Origin of the sequence: Erwinia psychrophila (genome assembly GCF_039023475.1) — a bacterium.
In the GTDB taxonomy this organism is placed as follows: domain Bacteria; phylum Pseudomonadota; class Gammaproteobacteria; order Enterobacterales; family Enterobacteriaceae; genus Erwinia.
Window position 1 is genome coordinate 338,100 of the sequence record NZ_JBCHVB010000003.1, and the last position, 14,958, is coordinate 353,057.

11 protein-coding genes and 1 pseudogene are annotated in these 14,958 nt (G+C 54.6%); 9 read left to right on the forward strand and 3 right to left on the reverse strand.

What is annotated here, in order from left to right; all coding sequences use genetic code 11:
- Nucleotides 1–94: 94 nt before the first annotated feature.
- From AAH446_RS10375 to sbmC, 3 genes and pseudogenes are all read left to right on the forward strand, one after another.
- Nucleotides 95–321 (forward strand): annotated as a pseudogene (locus tag AAH446_RS10375) (Arm DNA-binding domain-containing protein); the annotation flags it as partial.
- 511 nt (nucleotides 322–832) lie between these two features.
- Entirely contained in the window at nucleotides 833–1,885 is a 1,053-nt protein-coding gene (locus AAH446_RS10380) for an acyltransferase family protein (protein ID WP_342906632.1), read from the forward strand.
- 607 nt (nucleotides 1,886–2,492) lie between these two features.
- Complete coding sequence (sbmC, locus tag AAH446_RS10385) at nucleotides 2,493–2,960, forward strand: DNA gyrase inhibitor SbmC (protein ID WP_342906633.1); 468 nt, start codon at nucleotides 2,493–2,495, stop codon at nucleotides 2,958–2,960.
- A 49-nt stretch (nucleotides 2,961–3,009) separates the two neighbouring features.
- Here sbmC and AAH446_RS10390 read toward each other — a convergent pair whose 3' ends face one another.
- From AAH446_RS10390 to AAH446_RS10400, 3 genes are read right to left on the reverse strand one after another with little or no spacing between them, the layout of a single operon-like run.
- The gene (locus tag AAH446_RS10390; protein ID WP_342906634.1) at nucleotides 3,010–4,236 is read right to left on the reverse strand and encodes a c-type cytochrome; all 1,227 of its coding nucleotides are present in this window, start codon (nucleotides 4,234–4,236) and stop codon (nucleotides 3,010–3,012) included.
- Nucleotides 4,233–5,999 (reverse strand): GMC family oxidoreductase, encoded by a 1,767-nt coding sequence (locus AAH446_RS10395; RefSeq protein WP_342906635.1) that lies wholly within the window; start codon nucleotides 5,997–5,999, stop codon nucleotides 4,233–4,235. Before AAH446_RS10395 ends, AAH446_RS10390 begins: the two co-directional genes overlap by 4 nt.
- 1 nt (nucleotide 6,000) lies before the next feature.
- The gene (locus tag AAH446_RS10400) at nucleotides 6,001–6,756 is read right to left on the reverse strand and encodes a gluconate 2-dehydrogenase subunit 3 family protein (RefSeq protein ID WP_342906636.1); all 756 of its coding nucleotides are present in this window, start codon (nucleotides 6,754–6,756) and stop codon (nucleotides 6,001–6,003) included.
- A 220-nt stretch (nucleotides 6,757–6,976) separates the two neighbouring features.
- Here AAH446_RS10400 and AAH446_RS10405 point away from each other — a divergent pair, with 220 nt between their 5' ends.
- The 6 genes from AAH446_RS10405 to AAH446_RS10430 all read left to right on the forward strand — a co-directional run bounded on the left by AAH446_RS10405 (nucleotide 6,977) and on the right by AAH446_RS10430 (nucleotide 14,932).
- Nucleotides 6,977–8,035: an FUSC family protein gene (locus tag AAH446_RS10405; protein WP_342906637.1), complete on the forward strand. Its 1,059-nt coding sequence runs from the start codon at nucleotides 6,977–6,979 to the stop codon at nucleotides 8,033–8,035.
- A gap of 159 nt (nucleotides 8,036–8,194) precedes the next feature.
- The gene (locus AAH446_RS10410) at nucleotides 8,195–8,515 is read left to right on the forward strand and encodes a DUF496 family protein (RefSeq protein ID WP_342906638.1); all 321 of its coding nucleotides are present in this window, start codon (nucleotides 8,195–8,197) and stop codon (nucleotides 8,513–8,515) included.
- Between the two features lie 239 nt (nucleotides 8,516–8,754).
- Entirely contained in the window at nucleotides 8,755–10,185 is a 1,431-nt protein-coding gene (locus AAH446_RS10415) for an EmmdR/YeeO family multidrug/toxin efflux MATE transporter (protein WP_463322800.1), read from the forward strand.
- Between the two features lie 57 nt (nucleotides 10,186–10,242).
- Nucleotides 10,243–11,475 (forward strand): MFS transporter, encoded by a 1,233-nt coding sequence (locus tag AAH446_RS10420; protein ID WP_342906639.1) that lies wholly within the window; start codon nucleotides 10,243–10,245, stop codon nucleotides 11,473–11,475.
- 131 nt (nucleotides 11,476–11,606) lie between these two features.
- Nucleotides 11,607–13,043, forward strand: coding sequence for a glycoside hydrolase family 1 protein (locus AAH446_RS10425; RefSeq protein ID WP_342906640.1), 1,437 nt, complete (start codon nucleotides 11,607–11,609; stop codon nucleotides 13,041–13,043).
- Between the two features lie 344 nt (nucleotides 13,044–13,387).
- Nucleotides 13,388–14,932: a methyl-accepting chemotaxis protein gene (locus AAH446_RS10430; RefSeq protein WP_342906641.1), complete on the forward strand. Its 1,545-nt coding sequence runs from the start codon at nucleotides 13,388–13,390 to the stop codon at nucleotides 14,930–14,932.
- Nucleotides 14,933–14,958 lie beyond the last annotated feature (26 nt).

Sequence of the window (14,958 nt, forward strand, 5' to 3'; positions counted from 1 at the left end):
AGTGTTTGAGTTTGTAGGTGTTCACTTTAGTCTATGCAGTATTGCGTACAACGCGGATACAGAATCTCTGAAACCACGCGTACAGAAGAGGATTATGGCCGTCTACACGACTCAACTCCGTACCTTACATGGTAAACCATATTCAGGAAGTCCAGAAGTGGCAGATACCAACGGACCTGGCGTGCGAATTTCACCGAAAGGGGTTATCACCTTTCAATACCGCTACAGATAGCACAGGACAGCTCAGTTCAGCGGCCTGGCCCTGGCCGGTATCCGGCTGTAAGCCTGACGGATGCCAGGTCTGTTATTGCCGATCTGCGGATATGAAGGACAATGGAAAAGACCCGCATTTTAATACTGTATTATGCAGGAAACAGTATGGGGATAATGGATCGCTATGAAGAGTCCAGTACATGGATACCAACAGAGGGGTCAGGAGCATCTCCGGCAATCATAAAAACAGACATTCCTGGGTAATATGGTGTTTATTTCAAGGAGTATTGCTTTACCAACACGATCAATGCTGCTGATGCAAAGATCTCTGGCCTCCTTTTGTTGGCACCTCATACCTCACCAATTCATCCGTAGCGCTTACTTTTGCAGTAAAACCGTATCAAACCTTGCTATCGCCGCTCTGATCCTTGGGAATCACATAATGAGGTTGTTCAATAGAACTGGTGCATGCATGAAAAACGCTGACATAACTGACACGATGCTGAAGATGTCTTGATGGTATTTTCCCTGATGAAACACTCATGTTGACATTGTTGATTTTAGGTAAAAAAAGTGTAAAGATTAAAAGCATCATGTAAATATACTTCTGGAAAGTAAAATGGAAAAATCGAGTGGTCCCAGAATTGAATGGATTGATAATCTTAAATTTATCGGGATGTTCTATATCTACCTGGGGCATCTTGGGGCAGTAGGCGATAAGCTTTATCCTTTTGTTTTTTCTTTCCATGTTCCGCTTTTCTTTTTTATGTCAGGTCTTTTTTATAACAGAAGCTCTGACCTGGCTGCAGGTTTACAGAAAATAATAAAATCATTTATAAAAATAATCATACCTTACGCCGTCTTTTCTGTTATAGGAATAGCTGTATATGCGTTAAAATGGAACCTGCCGCCAGAAAGACTTCATGACATGTTGATAAAAGCTGCTATGGGAATACGTAATCAAGTTCCAATAACATCTTTGTGGTTCCTGCCCTGCCTGTTCATGGTTATCGTATATTATACGGTGGCAAATGTACTGATTAAAAATGCATTTTATATTTTTATTATATCACTTGTTGCTTATTGTCTTACACCTGTGTGGGCCACGAAAATGCCATCAATGATTTTCAATGTTGATAGTGCCCTCCATTACTTAAGCTACTTTTCCTTTGGTGTTTTAGTTTCTAATAAAGTTAAAAAAGAATGGTCTGTAGCTTACGAAGGAAAGATGCGAGGGTTAATAACCTTTATTGTGATGCTTTCATTTGCATACTTCGCTTATTCTTATCAATATGGTACGTTCTCTAAATTCAAAGGCGTGCAATCCCCCGAGTTAAGATATTTAATTTACTTCTTCGTGACTTGCTTTATGTTTTTGCCGAGCATTGCATTAGCATACTTTATTAATATAAAGGCAATAAGAGATCTTGGCAGAAATAGTCTCGTTCTTTGTGGGACGGAGCAGATACTGAAGGTTATGGTTCCCACAATCCTCCTGGCATTTGGCGTTAAGTTACAGCTTAAAGATCCGCTTCAGGCCGTACTTTACACATCCATTCTGATGACTATCTCCTATTTTACTATCATAAAGATTTACAGCTCATTCTCTATCCGAAAGCACACTGTGTCAGGCGATTCTGATTTCTTAGTCAAAGATAAGAATCAATCTTAAGAATATAGGATTGCTAAACACGAAAATCCGCTATAGCAGTAGTATTCAGGGCAAGCATCAGGATAAGTGAGCGAGGCCGCCACAAGTTTAGTCCGGCTGATTTTGTGCATAACCTGCCCCTGTACGGGAATACATAGGGTGTGGTGGGGGAGAGCGAAGCTACCAGCTCGTTAATCCGAATAACGAAGGATACTGATATAGGATCCCCGTCACCTGCAACAGCTAACGGTGATCCCCTCTTGCGCCTGAAGCATTCTTTGTCCATTACCCTTCCGCGTCGAGGCTGATTGAATATGATGGCCCGCCATTCCAATGGAGGCGGCCATATCATATCCTTCACCCATCAGCCTTACCCTATGATTCCCCTGCTTACATTCTCAGTCTGTAACAGTCCCCTGCCCACCATCACCCCGTTTTTTCTACTAACCTATACAGCAAGCGTAGAGGTTACTAACAGGCTCCTTTCATTACAGGCCGGGCTTACCCAGTCAGCGTTAACGCCTCTTTTGCAGGCGGTCGCGCGCAATAGAATCATTACCGTTTGAAGTTCGAACCTGTCGCCCTGTACCTCTATTTTTCACCCTTATCCTCATTCAGGAGTATGCAGATGAATATCGAATTAGTGCAGCGAGAAGCCAGCCACGTCGCCGGTTTCCATCTCGTTGGTCCATTTGAAGAGACCGCGCCACAGGGTTATGACAAACTCGCCGCATGGACGGACAAGCACCAGCTTGTCGGGCCATGGATGAGCGTTTATCACGGCAATCCCCGTCAGGTGCCCGCAGAACAGCTCGAAATTGATACGGCGATTGGCGTACCGTCAGATTTCGAACTGCCGGAGGAGAGTGAGGGGGTGTCCATAACCGAGTTGCCGGCCGGGACCTACGCCATGGTGCGAGTCCATGTTACTGATGACGATTTCACGAAGCCCTGGTATCAGTTCTTTGATGACTGGCTGCCTGCCAGTGGCTATGTCATGGCAGAAGGGCCCTGTTTTGATCACTATCTGAATGACGGGACGGAGAGCGGTGAATGGGATATTGAACTCTTTATACCGGTCAATAAACCAGAGTAAGGTGGGCACTCTCCCCCTCCAGCGGAGAGGGAGAGATCGTACAGTAAACTTACTTACGCAGTTCCTCTTTCAGATCTTTAACGTCGCTGGCGCTGACCGGCGACGCTGCATTCCCCCAGCTGTTGCGAATATAAGTGATGGCGTCTGCCATCTCTTCATCGCTAAGCGTCCCCTCGAAAGAGGGCATGGCCGGTGCGGTCGGGCGGGCATCGGTATCCACGCCGCGGCTGCCAGCGGTCACAACATGGATTAGCGAGGTGGCCTGCGGAGCATTAACCAGCGGGTTGCCCGCCAGGCGCGGGAAGATATGCTCAACGCCCTGACCTTGTGGTGCATGGCAGGCTGAGCATTTGGTTTCATAAATAAGCGCGCCGGTTTGCATCCGTTGATCGCTGGCGGAGAGTGGGGCGGGCTTATCGTCCTCTCGTGCTGGCATTGCTTTGAGATAAGTCGCCACCGCATTGAGATCCTCGTCTCGCCAGTACTGCGTGGAGTGTTTCACCGCGTCTGCCATCGGGCCGGAAGCGATGTCATAGCGGTTCATGCCGGTGCGCAGATAGGTGACAATATCCTTCTGCGTCCACTTGCCCAGCCCGGTATGCGCGTTGCTGGTCAGATCGGGCGCCCACCATCCCTCGACCACCGCACCGGAAACAAACTGGCTGTTCTTATCGCCGCCCAGCAGGTTTTTCGGCGTATGGCAGGTGCCGCAGTGGCCCAGCGCCTCCACCAGGTAAGCCCCCCGGTTCCACTCTGCTGACTTGCTCATATCCGGCTTAAACTCGCCCTTGTCAAAGTTGATCCAGTTCCAGACGATAAGGCTGGTGCGGACATTGAAAGGGAAGGGCAGCTGGTTCGTTTCGACTTTCTGATGAACGGGCTGGAGGGTCTGCAGCCAGGCCCATAAATCTTCGTTATCTTTACGGGTCACTTTGGTGTAGGCGGTAAAGGGCATGGCGCCGTAAAGCCGCTTGCCGTTATGACCCACGCCTTCCGACATGGCGCGCTGGAAATCGTCAAAGGTCCAGCTGCCGATGCCGGTCTCGCGATCCGGCGTGATATTCGCCCCAACCAGCGTACCAAACGGCGTATTCAGGCGAATACCGCCCGCGAAAGGTTTCTCAGGATCGGCGGTATGACAGGCTGTGCAGTCGCCGAGCGTGGCGATGTAGCGGCCGCGTGCCACCTGATCGTACTCCGGCTGGGCAAAAGCCTGAGAAACGGTGACGGCAGAGAGAGAAATCGCAGCAAGTGCGAGTAATGTGCGCTTTTTCATGCGGTAATCATCTCCCCGGGACGTTTGAGGTAATAGTTACGGATGTCATAAGCCGCCTTAAAGGCCAGCGCGCCGACGGTGCCCGTGGGGTTATAGCCCGGGTTCTGCGGGAAGGCGGAGGCGCCGACCACAAACAGGTTTGGCACATCCCAGACCTGAAGGTGTTTATTCACCGAACTGGTGCTGGGATCGGCACCCATCACAAAGCCGCCGCAAACGTGGGAAGACTGGTAGGGGACACTATCCCAGTGGCCGGTAGTGGGCTTCGCTACCAGCTCACGTGGATTCATAGATTTGGCAATTTCCGCCACCTTGCCGGTGCAGTACTGCGCCATACGCAGATCGTTCTCCGGAAAATCAAAGGTAATGCGCAGCAGCGGACGGCCACGCGGATCCTTATAATTAGGATCGAGCGACAGATAGTTAGTAGGCGTGGTGTAGCTACTGGCCTCGCAGCCAATGCTCATGGTGCTCAGATAGTTTTTGACCACCGCCTGCTTCCATTGTGTTCCCCATTTCGGCGTACCGGGAGGCACAGGACGGCTGTTGATCGGCGCGGCGCCAACCGGCGTGACGCGGATGCTGCCGCCGCCAAAAAAGCCCAGCCCGCTGTGGTCAAAGTTATCGTTATTGAACTCATCGATACCCATGCCGACCGCACCGGCACCGATAAACGGATTGAAGTTTTTGTCGTCGAAATAGAGCGTCACGCCGTTAGCCGTCTGATAAGCGTAGTTACGCCCGGTCGTGCCGCTATTGGTGACGGGATCGTAAGGCTTGCCGATATTCGACAGCAGCATCAGCCGGACATTTTCGAAGGTATAAGCCGCGACGATGACCAGATCCGCAGGCTGCTCCCACTCGTCGCCGCTGGAGTCAACGAAAATCACGCCGGTGGCTTTTTTGCCGCTCGGGTCGGTTAACACTTCTAACACTTCACAATGGGTGTGAGCGGTGAAGTTGGGCTTGCGCATCAGGGCAGGCAAAATAGTGGTGATGGCGCTGGCTTTGGAATAGTTGGCGCAGCCAAAATTGGTACAGTAGCCGCAGAAGGTGCAGGGGCCCATCGTGACGCCAAGCGGATTGGTATAGGCTTCGGAAACCAGCGAAGAGGGAACGGCAAACGGCTTATAGCCCATGTTGCGTGCCGCCTCGGCAAACAGGGTCGGTCCGTAGGGCTGTTTAAGCGGAGGCGTCGGATACTCACCGGAGCGGGAGCCTTCAAACGGATTGCCGCCTTCCTGCTTCACGCCGTTGAGGACGCCCGCTTTGCCGGAGGTGCCGGCGACGCGCTCAAACTGCATATAGTGCTTTTCGATCTCACCCCACTCCATGCCCCAGTCCTGAAGCGACAGATCGGATGAAATGGCGTTAGCGCCGTAGCGTTCCGTCAGATGGCTGCGCAGGCGAAACTCTTCCGGCTGAAAGCGAAAGGTAATACCCGCCCAGTGGTTACCCGCGCCGCCCGTGCCGTTACCGGGATGAAACGAGCCCCAGCTGCGCATCGGCAGCGCCGTCTGTGAGGGATTATTACGCATGGTGCAGGTGTTCTGTCGGGTACGAAGCATCAGTTCCTGACGCTGAACGTAGCGAAGCTCATCGGTGACGGTCGCCACGTTAAAATCGCGGGCGGTATCCCGCCACGGGCCGCGCTCAAGCCCCATCACGCTCAGCCCTTCATCCGCCAGCTCATTGGCGATAATGGATCCGGCCCAGCCCAGTCCAATCACGACCGCATCAGTCCGTGGAAGTTTCTTTGCCATATCAGGCTCCTTTTTTCGTGTTTGACAGGTCGGCGATGCTGACGGGTTGCAGGTTTAGGTCTTCGTTATGCCGCTCGATCAAATCGCGATAGTCGTATCGCGCGCCGGGAAAACCAATCATTTTCCAGGAGACCATGTCTTTGTTCCCGCCGTAAATGGGATCGGCAAAAAATCCTTCCATAGTATTAATCAGGATCTGCGCAAAAAAGGCCTCGCCGTCATACCCCTCCAGCTTAATTTCGCCTTTTTCCAGGCCATGCAGGATCTCATCCTGCTGTTCAGGGGTTAGATCCCTGAACGCTTCTTGCTGCGTCGCCTGGGTATGTTTATTGAGTGCCGCAAGACCTTTACGGTAGCGCTCGCGGGGAACCAGCGGCGACTGATCGCCCTGTTGAGCGGTGCCTTCAGTGAAGGGACCTTCCATATAAAGGCGCTCAAAAGTGCCGTAAAAACCCTGTAGCTGGCGATCGATAAATACCGCGCAGCCTGCCTCTTTGCCGCCCATACTCAGCTCATCCGCCGGAATGAGCCGATCGACGATGGCTTCTACCGTTGTGGCCTCCTCATCGGTAAAAAAGAGCCAGCCGGCATTGGAAAAGGTTTCAGGGGGATTATCAGAGAACGGCGTCCAGCCGGGCGCACCGGTCAGGGTGACCGCTTTGGCCACGCCGGACGCGGTCGCCGCAAGCGCGCCTGTTGACCATGTCAAAACCTGTCGTCGGGTGACACCGGGTGAGGTGGGGGACGGTTTACGCATTGCGCTTCCTTAAGGGTGAAAATGTAAAGTTATACCCGGTAATTGTAAAAACAGTACGGGTCGCTCAATACTATGTATAACACTTGTTTCTGTATTGTTAATTTGTGTTATTCCCTTTTTTCCGCAAGGTATTTGATAAGTAAAATGGCAGCGCAGGCGCTTACGCTGGCAGATCGATCGGGTATGATGCCCGACGAATATCTGACGTCAGGAGAACAGTGTGCGCCCGGATAAGCCCATTGCGGCAATCGAATACACCCTTTACCGGAATTACCGGACCGTACACGGCATCCGAATTGCGCTGGCCTTTGTCCTGACTTTTCTGCTGGTGCGGCTGCTGGATATCCCCGAAGGAAGCTGGCCGCTGATCACGCTGGTGGTGGTGATGGGGCCTGTCTCATCATGGGGGAACGTTTTTCCCCGTGCGATCCAGCGTATCGGCGGCACCATTTTTGGCTCCGTCTCCGGGCTGATTGCGCTGAAGCTGGAGCTGATGTCGCTGCCGGTGATGCTGGTCTGGTGCACGATTGTGATGTTTATTTGCGGCTTTTTGACCCTCGGCAAACACCCCTATATGGCGCTGCTGATAGGGATTACGCTCGCCGTCATTTGCGGGGCGCCGCCGGGCAATATGACCATGGCGCTCTGGCGGGGCGGGGACGTTATCCTGGGATCGCTGCTGGCCCTGCTGTTTACCAGCATCTGGCCGCAAAAAGCGTACATTCACTGGCGCATCCAGCTGTCCGACTCCCTGATGGAAACCGCAAAAATTTATCATGCCGGCTTCTCACCGAATCTGGTTGAAAAGCCGCGCCTGACGCGGCCCCTTCAGCGCCTGCTGACCGGCGTGGTGAAGATGCGGTCACTGATAGAGCCTGCCAGCAAAGAGACCCGCATTCCCCGCTCGGTTTTTGAAGGGATCCAGACGCTGAACCGCAATATGGTCTGCACGCTGGAACTTCAGCTGAACGCCTGGTGGACCTCCCGCGAAAGTCATCTGATCATGCTTAATGCGCCCGCGCTGCGCCGCACCCAGCAGATGACGGAGCAGACGCTGCGGGCGCTGTCGACGGCGATTGTCGAAGGCAATACGCAAAAGATCGCCGCTAACAGCGCTGGCCTGGCGGACATTGCCCGGGAGCTGCGGCAGTTAATTAACGAGTCGGACAGCGCCGAGCGGGTGGAGACGCCGATCCACGGCTACGTCTGGCTCTGCCTGGAGATGGCCGCCCAGCTGGAAAGGATGTCCGATCTGATGCGGCTGGTGCTGCGTAAATAGGCGATTTGCAACAACTTACTGCGGGCATCCTCGCTTCGCGGTAAGATAAGCCCAGTCCGATTCGATAATTTGAGAATTGCTTTCGGCCAGGGCGAGCCGCTAAGCTGAAAGCTACGATAATGACGCCTGCTTAAGCAGGCCTAAATGAAAGGTGTCTTCATGGAAAATGCAAAGCAATCATTTCAGAACGTGCTTGAATTCGTACGGATGTTCCGCCGCAAAAACAAACTGCAGCGCGAAATTCACGATAATGAAAAGAAAATCCGTGATAACCAGAAGCGTGTTCTGCTGCTCGACAACCTGAGCGAATACATCAAACCGGGAATGAGCGTGGAGGCGATTCAGGAAATTATCTCCAGCATGCGCAGCGACTACGAAGATCGCGTGGATGATTACATCATCAAAAACGCCGATCTCTCAAAAGAGCGTCGCGACCTGTCGAAACAACTTAAGGCGATGGGCGAACCTAAACCGCAGTAATTCCCTCTCAGGGCGATCGTCGATCGCCCTTTGTTTCTCCCCGCACTCCGCCTCCCGGCCCGTTATCGTTCCGTTCGCCTTTCTCATTGCTTAACCGGGCCACAACCGCTTCAGCGCGGAAACTTGCCTGCCTGTTACGAAAAAGATGACACGTTTTGCCAACAAAAAAACTTTGCATATTTGTCAGCCTTTTACCATCATCACTCAGGCCCTCTTCCTCTTTTTAAGCTGGTATTCACTTGCAAAACTTCAGAGTCTCACTGCTGGAGGCGATGACGCGTTCGGCGTGGTACAAAAAAAGGCGTTCTGACCGCGTTTTATTCTGGCGGGAGATCACGCCGCTGGCGGTCCCCATTTTTTTTGAGAACCTCTGTGTCCTGCTGATGGGCGTGCTGAGTACTTTTCTGGTCAGCTGGCTGGGCAAAGAGGCGATGGCGGGCGTTGGCCTGGCGGACAGCTTCAATATGGTCGTCATCTCCTTTTTTGCCGCCATCGATCTGGGGACCACCGTGGTGGTCGCCTTCAGCCTGGGCAGGCTTAAGCGGGAGCGGGCAGAGTCGGCGGCGCGTCAGTCGCTGGTGCTGATGACCATTTTTGCCGTGCTGCTGGCGATTCTGATTGAGTTTTTTGGCGAGGCGATTATCGACCTGATCGCCGGCAGTGCGGAGCCGGCCGTCAAAGCGATGGCGCTAAGCTACCTCACCGTTACCGCCTGGAGCTATCCCGCTGCGGCCATCGCCCTGATTGGCTGCGGCGCCCTGCGCGGGGCGGGCAATACCAAAATTCCCATGCTGATTAACGGCGGCATGAACATCCTGAATATTGTATTCAGTACGGTACTGATTTATGGCTGCTTCTCATGGGAAGGGCTGGGCTTTATTGGCGCGGGGCTGGGACTGACGATTTCGCGTTACGTCGGCGCGGCGGCGGTCATCTACGTGCTGATGACGGGCTTTAATCCTCAGCTGAAGATTACGCTAAAGAGCTACTTCACCAGACTCGACCCTGGCATCCTGAAAGAGGTTCTGGGCATTGGCGTGCCTGCGAGTATTGAGTCCGTGCTGTTCAACGGCGGCAAGTTGCTGACGCAGGTATTTGTGGCCGGTATGGGCACAGACGTTATTGCCGGTAACTTTATCGCCTTCTCGATTGTGTCGATGATTAACCTGCCGGGCAACGCCCTGGGAGCGGCCTCCACTATTATCGTCGGAACGCGCCTGGGCAAAGGGCAGCTCAGACAGCCCGAGCGCCAGCTTAAATATATTTTCTGGCTCTCCACCTTCGGCCTCTGCGTGCTGGCGGCGCTGACGGTGCCTTTTGCCGGCATCCTGGCTTCCTTTTATACCCGCGAAGACGACGTTATTGAGGTGGTGAAAATCCTCGTCTGGCTGAACGCCGCCTTTATGCCGTTCTGGGCCGCCTCCTGGGTGCTGCCCGCCGGACTGAAGGGCGCGCGGGATGCCAGGTTCACCATGTGGGTCTCGATGCTCGGCATGTGGGGATGCCGCATTGTGGTGGGCTATACGCTCGGCGTGCTGCTTGGCTTTGGCGTGGTGGGGATCTGGCTCGGTATGTTTCTGGACTGGATTGTGCGGGGGCTGTTTTTCTACCGGAGGCTGGTCACTGGCCGCTGGTTATGGAAATATGCCAGACCGTCAAAGTCGCCCTGAAAGCGACGCGTGCAGGCCCTTGCCCGGCCACTTTGCTCACTTTTATCAGGAACAGTCATGCCTTTCTCCTCCTCAGCGGCGACCGATTCGCTGTTTCAGCATCGCGCCTTCGTCGCCTTCTGGCTGGCGCGCACCTGCTCCAGCTTTGGCTTCCAGATGTTATCCATTGCGGTGGGCTGGCAGATTTATGCCGTGACCGGCAGGGCGCTTGATCTGGGGCTGATCGGGCTGGCGCAATTTCTGCCTGCCGTCGTGCTGGCGCTGCCGGCCGGACATATTGCCGACCAGTTCGATCGCCGCCGCGTGGTGCTGCTGGGGCAGATTACGGAATGGGCCGCTATCATCGTTCTGGCAACCTTAACGCTGATGCATAAAACGGATGAGCTCACTATCCTCGGGCTGATCTTCGTGATCTCCATCGCGAAAACCATTGAGGCGCCTTCGCTGCAATCCATGCTGCCTGCGCTGGTGCCGCCCGCGATACTGGCTCGCGCCACAGCCGCTAATGCGGCATCGATGCAAACTGCCGCGATGCTCGGCCCGGCAATTGGCGGCTTTTTGTACGTCGCGGGACCGGGCGTGGTCTATGCCACTACCGGCGTACTCTATCTGATCTCCATTCTGATGGTCAGCCGCCTGCGTTACGAACATGCGCCGCCACCGCGTACACCAGCCACCTTTGCCAGCGTATTTGCTGGCGTCAAATTTATCCGTAACCGGCCAGACGTACTGGGCGTTATCTCTCTGGATCTCTTCGCGGTATTACTGGGTGGGGCAACGGCGCTGCTGCCGATTTTCGCCAAAGATATTCTGCATACCGGTCCCTGGGGTCTGGGCCTGCTGCGCAGCGCACCGGCGGTCGGCGGTCTGCTGGTCGGTTTCTGGCTGAGCCGCCGCAGTTTAGATCGTAACGTGGGGATGATCATGTTCGCGTCGGTGGCGGGGTTCGGCGTGGCTACGCTGGTTTTTGCGCTCTCCCGTGAACTCTGGCTGTCGCTGCTCGCGCTGTTTATGCTGGGCGGCTTCGATATGGTCAGCATGGTGATTCGCGGATCGCTGGTGCAGCTTGATACCCCGGACGAGATGCGTGGGCGCGTCAGCGCGGTGAACTCCATCTTTATCAATACTTCCAACCAGCTCGGCGAGTTTGAATCCGGCCTGCTGGCGGCCTGGCTGGGTGCCGTACCGGCGGCGGCGGTAGGCGGGATTGGCACGCTGATCGTGGTGGGATTATGGATGGCATGGTTCCCCGGTCTGCGACGACGCCAGCGGCTCCATCACGGTGAGTAATCCTGCCTCAGTAAATATATTGCCAGCAGGCCAGTAGCTGAGAGGCCAGCGCGCGCGTTCGCTGGCTGCGCCTGCCGATTTGTTTTAAGCTTCCGGCACTCAGGGCAGCTGAAATAATCAGGATGAATAGCATGAAAGAACGGTTTCCTCAGGGCTTTATGTGGGGCGGCGCGACGGCCGCCAATCAGGTTGAAGGCGCATGGGACGAAGAGGGCAAAGGCCCCTCGATCGTTGACGCTATTCCCGGCGGTAAAGCGCGCTTAAGCATTGTTGCCTCACCCGGGTTTGATTTCTCGATTGATACTGACCGCTATACCTATCCCAATCATAAAGGCATCGACCACTATCACCGTTTCCGCGAAGATATTGCGCTGTTTGCCGAAATGGGCTTCAAATGCTATCGCTTTTCCATCGCCTGGGCGCGTATCTACCCCAATGGCGTGGAGTCAGAGCCCAACGAAGCGGGACTGAAGCATTACGATGAGGTGATTGATACCTGTATTGCGCACGGCATAGCGCCGGTCATTACGCTTTCCCACTACGAAATGCCGCTTCACCTGGCCACGACGTTTGGCGGGTGGAAAAACCGGGAAATTATCGGTCACTTTGAACGCTATGCCCGCACAGTTCTGACGCGTTATGGTCATAAAGTGAAATACTGGATGACCTTTAACGAGATTAACAGCGCGGCTCACTTCCCGATCATGAGCCAGAGCCTGACGGTAAAAACAGGCGCGCTGGATCCTCAGGCAAAATATCAGGCGTGGCATAATCAGTTTGTCGCCAGCAGCCTGGCGGTAAAGATTGCGCATGAAACCGATCCGCAAATCCAGATGGGCTGCATGATCCTCTTCGCCACCGCTTACGCCTATGACTGCCATCCGGTGAATCAGCTGGCTACGCTGAAAGAGACGCAGGCGTTCAACTTCTACTGCGCCGATGTGCAGGTGGGCGGCAAGTATCCCTACTATGCCCGGCGGTTATGGCAGTCGCTTGGCGTGACGCTCGATATCCAGCCTGGCGATATGGAACTGATTGCGCAGCATACGGTTGATTACATCGGTTTCAGCTATTACATGTCCTCCACGCTGAACAAAACCAATCCGGAAGCGGCCTGCGCGCAGGGCAACCTGTTGGGTGGCGCACGCAACCCCTTTTTAGCGGCGAGCGACTGGGGCTGGGAAATCGATCCGACAGGACTGCGCATTGCGCTTAACCAGCTCTATGACCGCTATCAGAAACCGTTATTCATTGTGGAGAACGGACTTGGCGCGGTCGACAAACCGGACGAGAATTTCACCATCAATGATGATTACCGCATCAACTATCTGCGCCAGCATATTGAAGCCATGGCCGATGCGCTGGAGGATGGCGTAGTGCTGATGGGATACACGCCATGGGGCTGCATCGATCTGGTGAGTATGTCCACCGGTGAAATGAGCAAACGCTACGGCTTTATCTATGTCGATCTGGATGACACGATTTCCGGCACCGGCAACCGCTATAAGAAGAAATCCTTCTCCTGGTATCAGAAAGTCATTGCCAGCAACGGCAGCGATCTCCGTTAACGCCAGGGTGCCCGGCCTGGATGTTGTCCGGGCATCGAGAGAGCCCTGCGCAGATCAGGTTACTGATGGCAAAGTAATTACAACATACTAATGCTTCTGGACAGGGAAAAGGCCGCCTTGCGGACGGCCTTTTCCCGTCTTGTTCAGCTATGCAGGTTATAACGCCAGTCAGGAAAAGCGTTATCCGCAAGCCGTACCGACTGGTGCGTGATGCTTATCATCAGACCTCAGAGAAGCGCTATTCCTTTCCGTCAGGAAGAAAAATCCGCCGTCCATCCTCAAATATTCTTTCAGTATGCCGATAGTGATCGTAATCCTAATCGTTCGCTACTTTGGTAAACCCGATGAAAATCTCAACCCGCCTTGCCGGAGGCTTTGGCCTTATGGTGCTGTTGCTGGCACTCTGCGCCGGCGTGGCCATTAACGCGCTGAATCATGCCCGTGACGGTATGGACGATGTGGTCAATCTTAAGATGAAAAAGTACCAGGTGGCGCTTGATATGCGCTCCAGCGTGAGCAGCATGACCATTGCGGTGCGAAACCTGGCGCTGCTCACCCTGGCCACTGAAATGCAGCCTGAATGGGAACGAGTGCAGACCCAGAAGCAGCTTTTTATCAAAAACCGGGAAGAGCTGGCCAGATTAATCAGTATCGAGTCGGACCCAACTGACCGGGAAGCCTTCCAGCAAATTCTGGCGAAAGAAGGGCCTGCGTTGAGCGATTTTGAAAAGGCGGGGCAGCTTGGGCTGCAGAATCTTCAGCAGGAAACCCTCACCTATTTGCTGAACGTTTCACGTCCGACGCAGCGTGCATTGCAGGATGCGCTGAATAATATGACGCACATACAGATGCAGAATGCGCAGGGCGCCATGGCAAATACCAGCGATGAAAGCCGCCAGGCAGGGGTGTTCCTGGGGCTGCTGGTGGCCGTTTCGGCCCTGCTGGCTGCCGCTATCGGCTTTATCACCGTGCGGGTGCTGATGCGCCAGCTGGGCGGTGAACCGGCGCAGGCACAGGCACTCGCCGCGGCGATTGCGGAAGGTAATCTGACATTGCGGATGACGCTGCGCGAGGGGGACAGCACGAGCCTGCTGGCGTCGCTGACCCGCATGCAGACAGGGCTGGGTGAGATGGTGACGCAGATTAAGGATGCTTCAACCTCCGTCGCGCTCGCCTCTGATGAAATAGCGCGGGGCAACACCGAGCTTTCGGCCCGCACGGAGCAGCAGGCCGCTGCGCTGCAGGAAACTGCGGCAAGCATGGAGCAGCTGACCGCGACGGTGAAAAGCAACACCGCAAGCGCCAGCCATACGGCGGGATCGGCCCGTGAAACCGCTATTCTGGTGCGCGACGGGGAAGAAAATGTCCGTAAAATGACAAAAACCATGGCGGATATCTCGCTCAGTGCGGCAAAAGTTGGGGATATAACCGGGACCATTGAGAGCATCGCGTTTCAGACTAACATTCTTGCGCTGAACGCCGCCGTTGAGGCTGCGCGGGCGGGCGAACAGGGTCGCGGTTTCGCCGTAGTCGCCAGTGAGGTGCGTACTCTGGCGCAGCGCAGCGCCACGGCGGCCAGAGATATCAAAGGACTGATTGAAAGTGCGGCTGCGCTGGTACAGGAAGGTGTGACAGTGGCCGACAGTACTGCCTCAAATATCATGAGCGTGGTCGGACAGGTCAGCGGGCTGGCCGATGCGATGGATGAAATCGCGCTGGCGTCCGGTGAACAGATGCAGGGCATTTCGCAAATCACCATCGCCGTTAGCCAGATGGATGGCGTGACGCAGAGCAACGCCGCGCTTGTTGAGGAGTCATCCTCCGCTTCCCAGTCCCTGGCGGAGCAGGTTCATGGTCTGCGTGGTATGGTGGATACCTTCCGGGTCTGATGCGCGCCCACGGCAGCTTTTCGCTC

Coding starts and splice junctions, on each gene's coding strand:
- AAH446_RS10420 (WP_342906639.1), top strand. CDS start 10,243: ATGCCTTTCTCCTCCTCAGCGGCGACCGATTCGCTGTTTCAGCATCGC.
- sbmC (WP_342906633.1), top strand. CDS start 2,493: ATGAATATCGAATTAGTGCAGCGAGAAGCCAGCCACGTCGCCGGTTTC.
- AAH446_RS10410 (WP_342906638.1), top strand. CDS start 8,195: ATGGAAAATGCAAAGCAATCATTTCAGAACGTGCTTGAATTCGTACGG.
- AAH446_RS10425 (WP_342906640.1), top strand. CDS start 11,607: ATGAAAGAACGGTTTCCTCAGGGCTTTATGTGGGGCGGCGCGACGGCC.
- AAH446_RS10400 (WP_342906636.1), bottom strand. CDS start 6,756: ATGCGTAAACCGTCCCCCACCTCACCCGGTGTCACCCGACGACAGGTT.
- AAH446_RS10380 (WP_342906632.1), top strand. CDS start 833: ATGGAAAAATCGAGTGGTCCCAGAATTGAATGGATTGATAATCTTAAA.
- AAH446_RS10430 (WP_342906641.1), top strand. CDS start 13,388: ATGAAAATCTCAACCCGCCTTGCCGGAGGCTTTGGCCTTATGGTGCTG.
- AAH446_RS10395 (WP_342906635.1), bottom strand. CDS start 5,999: ATGGCAAAGAAACTTCCACGGACTGATGCGGTCGTGATTGGACTGGGC.
- AAH446_RS10390 (WP_342906634.1), bottom strand. CDS start 4,236: ATGAAAAAGCGCACATTACTCGCACTTGCTGCGATTTCTCTCTCTGCC.